Below are 7,661 nucleotides of genomic sequence, written 5' to 3'. Positions count from 1 at the left end.
GGTGGTGCAAGTATCGCTGCCCAGCAACCAAGGCCCGGCCCTGCAAACCCAGGTCGGCCAGGCCCTCAGCAAGCTGCGCGGGCAAGGCGTGCTGTTGATAGGCTCCGGCAGCATCACCCACAACCTCGGTGAGCTGGACTGGCAAGCCGGCCCGGATAGCATCGAGCCTTGGGCCCAGGCGTTTCGCGACTGGATGGTGGACAAGCTGAGCAAGGATGAGCAAGCGGCGCTGCATGACTACCGCCAGCAAGCCCCTTATGCAAAACGCAGCCACCCCAGCGACGAACATCTGCTGCCACTGTTCTTCGCCCGTGGCGCCGGCGGCCCGTTCAAGGTCGAACACAGCGGCTTTACCCTCGGCGCCCTGGGCATGGATATCTATAGCTTTGCCTGAGCCACGGCCTTAACCGGCCGGTAAACCGTCAGGCACAAAAAAGCCCCGCATCATCACAATGCGGGGCTTTTGGGTTCGCGCGGCTTAATCGTTAACAATCAATCTTCGCGATAACGACGCAGCTTCAGCGGCTTGCCACCGACGCGGGTGTCTTTCAGCTTGGTCAGCAGACGCTCGAGGCCTTCTTCCGGCAGCTCGACCAGGCTAAAGCTCTCGCGCACCTGGATGCGGCCGATGGCTTCGCGGACCAGACCGCCTTCGTTGAGGATGGCGCCCAGCAGGTTCTTCGCGGCGATACCGTCGCGTGCGCCCAGGGCGGTACGGCAACGGGCACGGCCTTCTGCCAACGGCACCGGAGCACGACGCTCACGGCTGCCTTCGCGATCGGAACGCTCAGGGCGGTCACCACGATCACTGCGCTCGCTACGTTCACGCGGGCCACTGCTGCTCGGCACCAGCGGCTGATCACGCTCAACTTCAGCCAGGGTCAGGGCCTGACCATTGGTGGCCTTGCGCAGCAGGGCTGCGGCCAAGGCACGCGGGCTGCATCCTATGTCGGCAGTCAGACGATCGAGCAGCTCACCGTGGCTGGCTTCGGCATCGGCCACCAGCGGCGCCAGGCTGTTGGTCAGTTTCTTGATGCGTGCGTCCAGCACTTGCTGGGCGTTCGGCAGTTTGACCTCGCCAACTTTCTGCCCGGTAACTCGCTCGATCACCTGCAGCATGCGACGCTCACGCGGCGTCACCAGCAGCAGGGCGCGACCGGTACGACCGGCACGGCCGGTACGGCCGATACGGTGTACGTAGGATTCCGGATCGTAGGGCATGTCCACGTTCATCACGTGGGTGATGCGCGGTACGTCGAGACCGCGGGCGGCCACGTCGGTAGCGATGACGATGTCCAGACGGCCATCTTTCAGCGACTCGATCACGCGCTCACGTTGGTTCTGCGCGATGTCGCCGTTGAGGGCGGCAGCCTTGTAGCCCTTGGCTTCCAGCGCGGCGGCCAGATCCAGGGTGGCTTGTTTGGTGCGCACGAAACCGATCAGCGCGTCGAACTCTTCGACTTCCAGCAGACGCAGTACGGCGGCGTGCTTCTGGTCGGCGTGAACCATCAGATGCACCTGCTCGATGGCAGTCACGGTCTGGGTTTTGGTTTCGATCTTGACGTGCTTGGGGTCACGCAGGTGTTTTTCTGCGATGGCGCGGATCGAGTGCGGCAGAGTGGCGGAGAACAGCACGCTCTGACGGCTTTCCGGCATGGCCTTGAAGATCACTTCGAGGTCATCCATAAAGCCCAACTTGAGCATCTCGTCGGCTTCGTCGAGCACCAGGTGCTGAATGGTCGACAGCACTTTCTCGTCACGACGCAGGTGGTCAACCAGACGACCCGGAGTGGCCACAACGATCTGTGCGCCATTGCGGATAGCCTTGAGCTGCGGGCCCATCGGCGCACCACCGTAAACGGCGATGACATTTACGCCCGGCATTTGCTTGGCGTAGGTTTCAAAGGCGGTGGCAACCTGCAACGCCAGCTCACGCGTCGGCGCAAGGATCAGCGCCTGTGGCTGACGCTTGGCCGGGTCGATACGACTGAGGATTGGCAGTGCGAAGGCAGCGGTTTTACCGGTGCCGGTCTGCGCCTGGCCGATCATGTCGTGGCCGGCGAGGATCACTGGAATCGCTTGAATCTGAATAGCCGAAGGCTCTTCATAGCCAGTGGCAATTACAGCAGCGAGAACATTGGGATGTAGATCGAGAGCGGCGAAGCCGCCGATTTCCTGGGTCATGGGTCTGCCTCTAGTGCATCCGCAAAGACCCATGCTCCAAAGCTGCGCATGCCGTGTAAGACTCGAGAGTCGCCCTGGCAGCCATGTCGGCGGGGATTTGCGAAAACGTAGTGATAAATGAATCGTCAAGGATAGTCCGCAATGCGAACTAACTGCCAAAGTTAACCTTCGGGCGAGTTGTGCTACCTGAACGTGGCCAAGAATTGACCGGCGCGCACTATACCGGAAAACCTGGCCGATGTGCCTGCTTTTCCATAAATAAGCCACAAATAAAGCGGATACCGCGCCGAATGGTCATCCTCTGGTAGCCTGCGGATGGCAAGTTGTAGTAGCAGAACGCCCCCCTAAACCTGCGTACAAGGACTCTCCGCCATGACGCAAAGCAGCAGCGGCCGTGTCAGCCGTGAAAAACGCGGTCAGATCATGCTGATCGGCCTGGACCGGGCGAGCAAACGCAACGCCTTTGACCTGGATATGCTCAATGACCTGTGCCTGGCCTATGGCGAGTTCGAGCGCGATGCCGAGGCCCGCGTGGCGCTGGTGTTTGCCCATGGCGAACACTTTACCGCCGGGCTGGACCTGGCCAACGTGGCCGCCCAGTTCGCCGCTGGCTGGCAGATCCCCGCAGGAGGCTGTGACCCCTGGGGCGTATTCGGCGGACCGCGCACCAGCAAACCGGTGATAGTGGCCGCCCAGGGCTACTGCTACACCATCGGTATCGAACTGATGCTCGCCTCGGATATCAACCTGTGCGCCAGCAACACCCGCTTCGCCCAGATGGAAGTGCAGCGCGGCATCTTCCCCTTCGGCGGCGCGACCCTGCGCATGCACCAGACGGCCGGCTGGGGCAACGCCATGCGCTGGCTGCTCACCGGCGATGAATTCGACGCCCACGAAGCCTACCGCCTGGGCCTGATCCAGCAGGTGCTGGCCAGTGAGGATCTGATGGACCGGGCGATCTGGATGGCCGAGCGCGTCGCCGCCCAGGCACCCCTGGGCGTGCAGGCCACACTCGCCTCGGCACGCCAGGCCGTAGTTGAAGGGCAAGCCGCGGCGGCGGCCAGCCTGCACCCCACCGTAACCCGGCTGATGGCCAGTGAAGATGCCCAGGAAGGCGTGCGCGCCATGCTGGAGCGGCGCCAGGGCGAGTTTAAAGGCCGCTAAGAATGCAATGCTGTTCACTTAAGGGGGCATCTTGCGCAAGCAAGGTTCCCGGAACGTAGCCCGGATGCAATCCGGGGGCAGATTTGCAGGGGTAAAGTTCCCCCGGATTTCATCCGGGCTACAAAAATGCCGTTCACTTGGCTTAAGTGAACGGCATTGCGCTAAGAATGGGCCTGGCGGATCAAGTCGCCGGGCGCAGCGCCTTGATCAGTGGCAACAGGGAATAGCCCAGCTGCGGCGCCAGCAGTTCATCGCGGCGGCGCAGTTCGTCCATGTCCAGTTGCTGGTCGAGGTCGGCCGGCACCAGCAGCACCACATTGCCCTCCTTCACCGGACACTCCCAATAGTGGCGATGGTAGAGGCCGCGCAGCAGCGGCGCGCCCAGGGGTTTGCCGTCGTTGCCGGCCCACTGGTTGATAATCAGCCAGCCGCCGGGATTGAGCTGCTTCTGGCAGTTTTCCAGAAAGCGCCAGGCCAGATGACCGGTGGCCGGCCCATGATCGGTATAGAGGTCGACAAACAGCAGGTCGGTCTTTTCCGCGCTTTCCAGCAACTCCAGGGCGTCGCCGATGCGAATGGTCAGGCGTGGGTCGTCGGTCAGCCCCATATGCTGCATGGCCAGACGCGGCACATCCGGGCGCAGCTCTATGACTTCCACATCGTCCAGCGGCAGAAACTTCAGGCAGGCCTGGGTCAGATTGCCGGCGCCCAAGCCGAGAAACAGCGCGCTTTCCGGCTCCTCGTGGCACAGCGCGCCGAGCAGCATGGCGCGGGTGTAGTCGTACTCCAGCCAGCTGGGGTCGGCCATAAACACGCAGCTCTGCTCGATCGACTCGCCGAACTCGAGAAAACGATAAGCACCCATTTCGACCACTTGAATCACGCCGAAAGCATCGCGCACTTCGGCGATCAGCACCGGCTCCGGCATTTGATCCACCGGGGGTAAACCTGGCATCCCACTCTCCACCCAGATATCCCCGACCCTTTCGGCCAGGGGCAAGGGGCTAATTGTCATGGAGGCAGCCACCTCGGGTCACGCGCTAATTAGCCGCAACGTCATTTCACGGCTCGAAGGCTCAAGCATTAACACCGCGGAATCGCCCTAGACCACCATGGCCGGCTGCCCGGCCACTAAGCGCTTATGCAGCGCCTCTATCGAGGCTATCGCCGCAGCTATCGGCTTGAATCGGTTACCATGCCTTACCGCCTAAATTGCCTGAAGCCGAGAGCCGCAATGTCGCAACCCTGGAGCCCTGAAAGCTGGAGAGCCAAGCCGATCCAGCAACAACCGCAGTACCCGGACGCCGCCCACCTGGCGCAAGTCGAGCAGACCCTGGCCGGCTACCCGCCGCTGGTGTTCGCCGGCGAGGCCCGCGAGCTGCGCCGTCAGTTCGCCGAGGTCACCCAGGGCCGCGCGTTCCTGCTGCAGGGCGGCGACTGCGCCGAGAGCTTTGCCGAGTTCAGCGCGGCGAAGATCCGCGACACCTTCAAGGTGTTGCTGCAGATGGCCATCGTCATGACCTTCGCCGCCGGCTGCCCGGTGGTGAAAGTCGGGCGCATGGCCGGACAGTTCGCCAAGCCGCGATCGGCCAATGACGAAACCATCGACGGCGTGACCCTGCCGGCCTACCGTGGCGATATAGTCAACGGCATCGGCTTCGACGCCGCCAGCCGCGTGCCGGACCCGGAGCGCCTGCTGCAGGCCTACCACCAGTCCACCGCCTCCCTGAACCTGCTGCGCGCCTTCGCCCAGGGCGGCTTCGCCGACCTGCATCAGGTGCACCAGTGGAACCTGGACTTTATCGCCAACTCGGCGCTGGCCGAGAAATACAGCCACCTGGCCAACCGCATCGACGAGACCCTGGCCTTTATGCGCGCCTGCGGCATGGACGGCTCTGCGCAAGTGCGCGAGACCAACTTCTTCACCGCCCATGAGGCGCTGCTGCTCAACTACGAGCAAGCCTTCGTGCGTCGCGACAGCCTCACCGGCGGCGACTACGCCTGCTCGGCGCATATGCTGTGGATCGGCGACCGTACCCGCCAACTGGACGGCGCCCATGTCGAGTTCCTGCGCGGCGTCGGCAACCCGATCGGAGTCAAGGTCGGCCCGAGCATGGCCAGCGACGAGCTGATACGCCTGATCGACATCCTCAACCCGGACAACGATCCGGGTCGCCTCAACCTGATCGTGCGCATGGGCGCGGACAAGGTCGAAGCCGGCCTGCCGCGTCTGATCCAAACCGTGCAGCACGAAGGCCGCCAGGTGCTGTGGAGCTCCGACCCGATGCATGGCAACACCATCAAGGCGTCCAGCGGCTACAAGACCCGGGATTTTGCGCAGATCCTCGCCGAGGTGAAGCAGTTCTTCGCCGTGCACCAGGCCGAGGGCAGCTACGCCGGCGGTATCCATATCGAAATGACCGGGCAGAACGTCACCGAATGCATAGGCGGCGCGCGGCCGATCACCGAGGCGGGCCTGTCGGATCGCTACCACACCCACTGTGACCCACGGATGAACGCCGACCAATCCCTGGAACTGGCCTTCCTGATCGCCGAAACCCTTAAGCAGGTGCGCCACTGAGACCAGCAGCGGCTCGCGGATAATCCGCTGACGCTAGCTGCAAAGCAGCGCCCGGCCATCTGACAAGTCGGGCAGATCGGCATATGGTGAACACTCATCTATCGAGGGGCGCCCCATGCCTTGGTATATCTGGTTACTGATCATTCTGGTGCTGGGCTCCATAGTCGGCGGGCTGATGGTGCTGTTGCGCACCGCCAAGCCGTTGCCGCTAAGCGAGGAGCAGCTGGCCAGAATCCGTCAACGCAAGCTCGAGATGGACGCCCGCGATGCCAAGGACGCTGATCAGCGCTAGCCTGCTGGGGCTTGTATTGGCCGGATGCGCGAGCCTGCCGTCCGGCCCCGCCGATAACTGCGCGGCACTGTTCAGCCAGTTGCACAGCGCCACCCAGGCCCAGCAGGACGCGCAGTACCAGCGCCTGCCCGGCTTTGCCGGCCTGCGCAGCGATAGAAGCCTGGCGGCGCTTGGCGCCAGCGCGCGCAGCGCCGAGCAACGCCTACTGTGGCTGCAGCGCCTGGCCGCCCACGACGCTGAAGCCAGCCAGATCGAGATCGCCCAGCTGCCGGCCGAGCCGCGACGCGCCTGGAGCAGTGCCGAACGGCAAGCGGCATTGAGCAGCTGCCGCAGCGCCCAGATAGAACGCCTGGCAGGCGCGCCAAGGGCCTTTGCCGAGGCCGTCGAGGCCGCCCAGGTTCCCGACGACTACCGCGGTTGGGCCCGCACCCTGGGCATCTATCCGCTGTTCAAACCCATCTTCCGCCGCAGCATTAACGCCTGGCAGCAGAGCGCGATTCTGGCCACGGCGCCGGCGGACGGCGCGCACTGGCTCAGCTATCAGCCGCTGCAGATAAACGCAGAGCCGGCCCCCATACTGCCGCTGAACGAGGATGCCCTGGGCCTGCCCCAGGCGGATGCGCCACAACTCGCCGCGCTCTTTGCCCGCCATGCGCCCTGGCTGAAGATCGCCCAAGCCAGCCGCAGCGACCGCATCGGCAGCCCCTATTACCGCGCCGATGGCAGCCTGGGCTTCACCCAGCAGCTCAGCCCGGTTTACCAGCACAGCGGCTGGAGCCAGCTGAATGGCCGCTGGCACCTGCAACTGATCTACCAATTCTGGTTTAGCCAGCGCCCCAAACCCCATGCCCTGGACCTGTTCGGCGGCGAACTGGACGGCCTGCTCTGGCGGGTGACCCTCGACCGCCAGGGTAACGCCCTGCTGTATGACAGCATCCACCCCTGCGGTTGTTGGCACAGCTTTTACCTGCCGGCGGACTCGCCCTTGCAGCTGCGCCAACCCGCCGGCGAGGAAGCGCGCCAGGCGCAACGTTTGAATTTCACGGGTGAGCAAGCCGCGACCCTGTGGCTGAGCGCGGGCGAGCATCAGCTGCAGTGGGTCGATGTCCGCCGCTCGCCCTATCCGCAGCTGAGCTACCAAGCCGCCGCGCTCGACCAACTGCGTCTACTACCCCATCCGCAAGGCCGGCGCAGCCTGTACGGCAGCGATGGCCTGATAGCCGGCAGCCAGCGTCTGGAACGCTGGCTACTCTGGCCCTCGGGGGTTCCCGCGCCCGGCAGCATGCGCCAATGGGGGCGCCACGCCACAGCCTTTATCGGCCGCGCGCACTTCGATGACCCGCATTTGCTCGAGCGCTATTTCCACCAGCCGTAAAGCCCGCGGCTAGCAGGCCGTTGAAAAATGTAGCGAGCGACGGCTAGGCAAGGCGAAATCAGCCG

At 64.0% G+C, this 7,661-nt stretch carries 7 protein-coding genes; 5 read left to right on the top strand and 2 right to left on the bottom strand.

Annotated elements, in window-relative coordinates; translation table 11 throughout:
• Positions 1-394, top strand: a 394-nt coding sequence (locus tag Q8Q83_RS16270; protein WP_305625171.1) for a class III extradiol ring-cleavage dioxygenase, incomplete at its 5' end; no start/stop codon positions are given.
• A 98-nt stretch (positions 395-492) separates the two neighbouring features.
• Here the strand turns inward: Q8Q83_RS16270 and Q8Q83_RS16265 are convergent.
• On the bottom strand, positions 493-2,217 hold the full coding sequence (locus Q8Q83_RS16265; RefSeq protein ID WP_305625170.1) for a DEAD/DEAH box helicase: 1,725 nt from the start codon (positions 2,215-2,217) through the stop codon (positions 493-495).
• A 339-nt stretch (positions 2,218-2,556) separates the two neighbouring features.
• Between Q8Q83_RS16265 and Q8Q83_RS16260 the strand changes: the two genes are divergently transcribed.
• Positions 2,557-3,348: a crotonase/enoyl-CoA hydratase family protein gene (locus Q8Q83_RS16260; RefSeq protein WP_305625169.1), complete on the top strand. Its 792-nt coding sequence runs from the start codon at positions 2,557-2,559 to the stop codon at positions 3,346-3,348.
• Positions 3,349-3,529: 181 nt separating this feature from the next.
• On the opposite strand, the gene Q8Q83_RS16255 is transcribed toward Q8Q83_RS16260, so the two are convergent.
• Positions 3,530-4,303, bottom strand: coding sequence for a spermidine synthase (locus tag Q8Q83_RS16255; RefSeq protein ID WP_305625168.1), 774 nt, complete (start codon positions 4,301-4,303; stop codon positions 3,530-3,532).
• A 279-nt stretch (positions 4,304-4,582) separates the two neighbouring features.
• Between Q8Q83_RS16255 and Q8Q83_RS16250 the strand changes: the two genes are divergently transcribed.
• The 3 genes from Q8Q83_RS16250 to Q8Q83_RS16240 all read left to right on the top strand — a co-directional run bounded on the left by Q8Q83_RS16250 (position 4,583) and on the right by Q8Q83_RS16240 (position 7,596).
• On the top strand, positions 4,583-5,929 hold the full coding sequence (locus Q8Q83_RS16250) for a class II 3-deoxy-7-phosphoheptulonate synthase (protein ID WP_305625167.1): 1,347 nt from the start codon (positions 4,583-4,585) through the stop codon (positions 5,927-5,929).
• A gap of 115 nt (positions 5,930-6,044) precedes the next feature.
• Positions 6,045-6,221 (top strand): DUF2897 family protein, encoded by a 177-nt coding sequence (locus tag Q8Q83_RS16245; RefSeq protein WP_305625166.1) that lies wholly within the window; start codon positions 6,045-6,047, stop codon positions 6,219-6,221.
• Positions 6,196-7,596 carry a hypothetical protein gene (locus Q8Q83_RS16240; RefSeq protein ID WP_305625165.1) on the top strand — a complete coding sequence of 467 codons (1,401 nt, stop codon included), beginning with the start codon at positions 6,196-6,198 and terminating at the stop codon, positions 7,594-7,596. The genes Q8Q83_RS16245 and Q8Q83_RS16240 overlap by 26 nt, the downstream gene beginning before the upstream one ends.
• Positions 7,597-7,661: the final 65 nt, after the last annotated feature.

Origin of the sequence: Pseudomonas sp. (genome assembly GCF_030696055.1) — a bacterium.
In the GTDB taxonomy this organism is placed as follows: domain Bacteria; phylum Pseudomonadota; class Gammaproteobacteria; order Pseudomonadales; family Pseudomonadaceae; genus Aquipseudomonas.
Note: the sequence above shows the minus strand (reverse complement) of the source record. Positions and strands in the feature narration are given on the sequence as shown.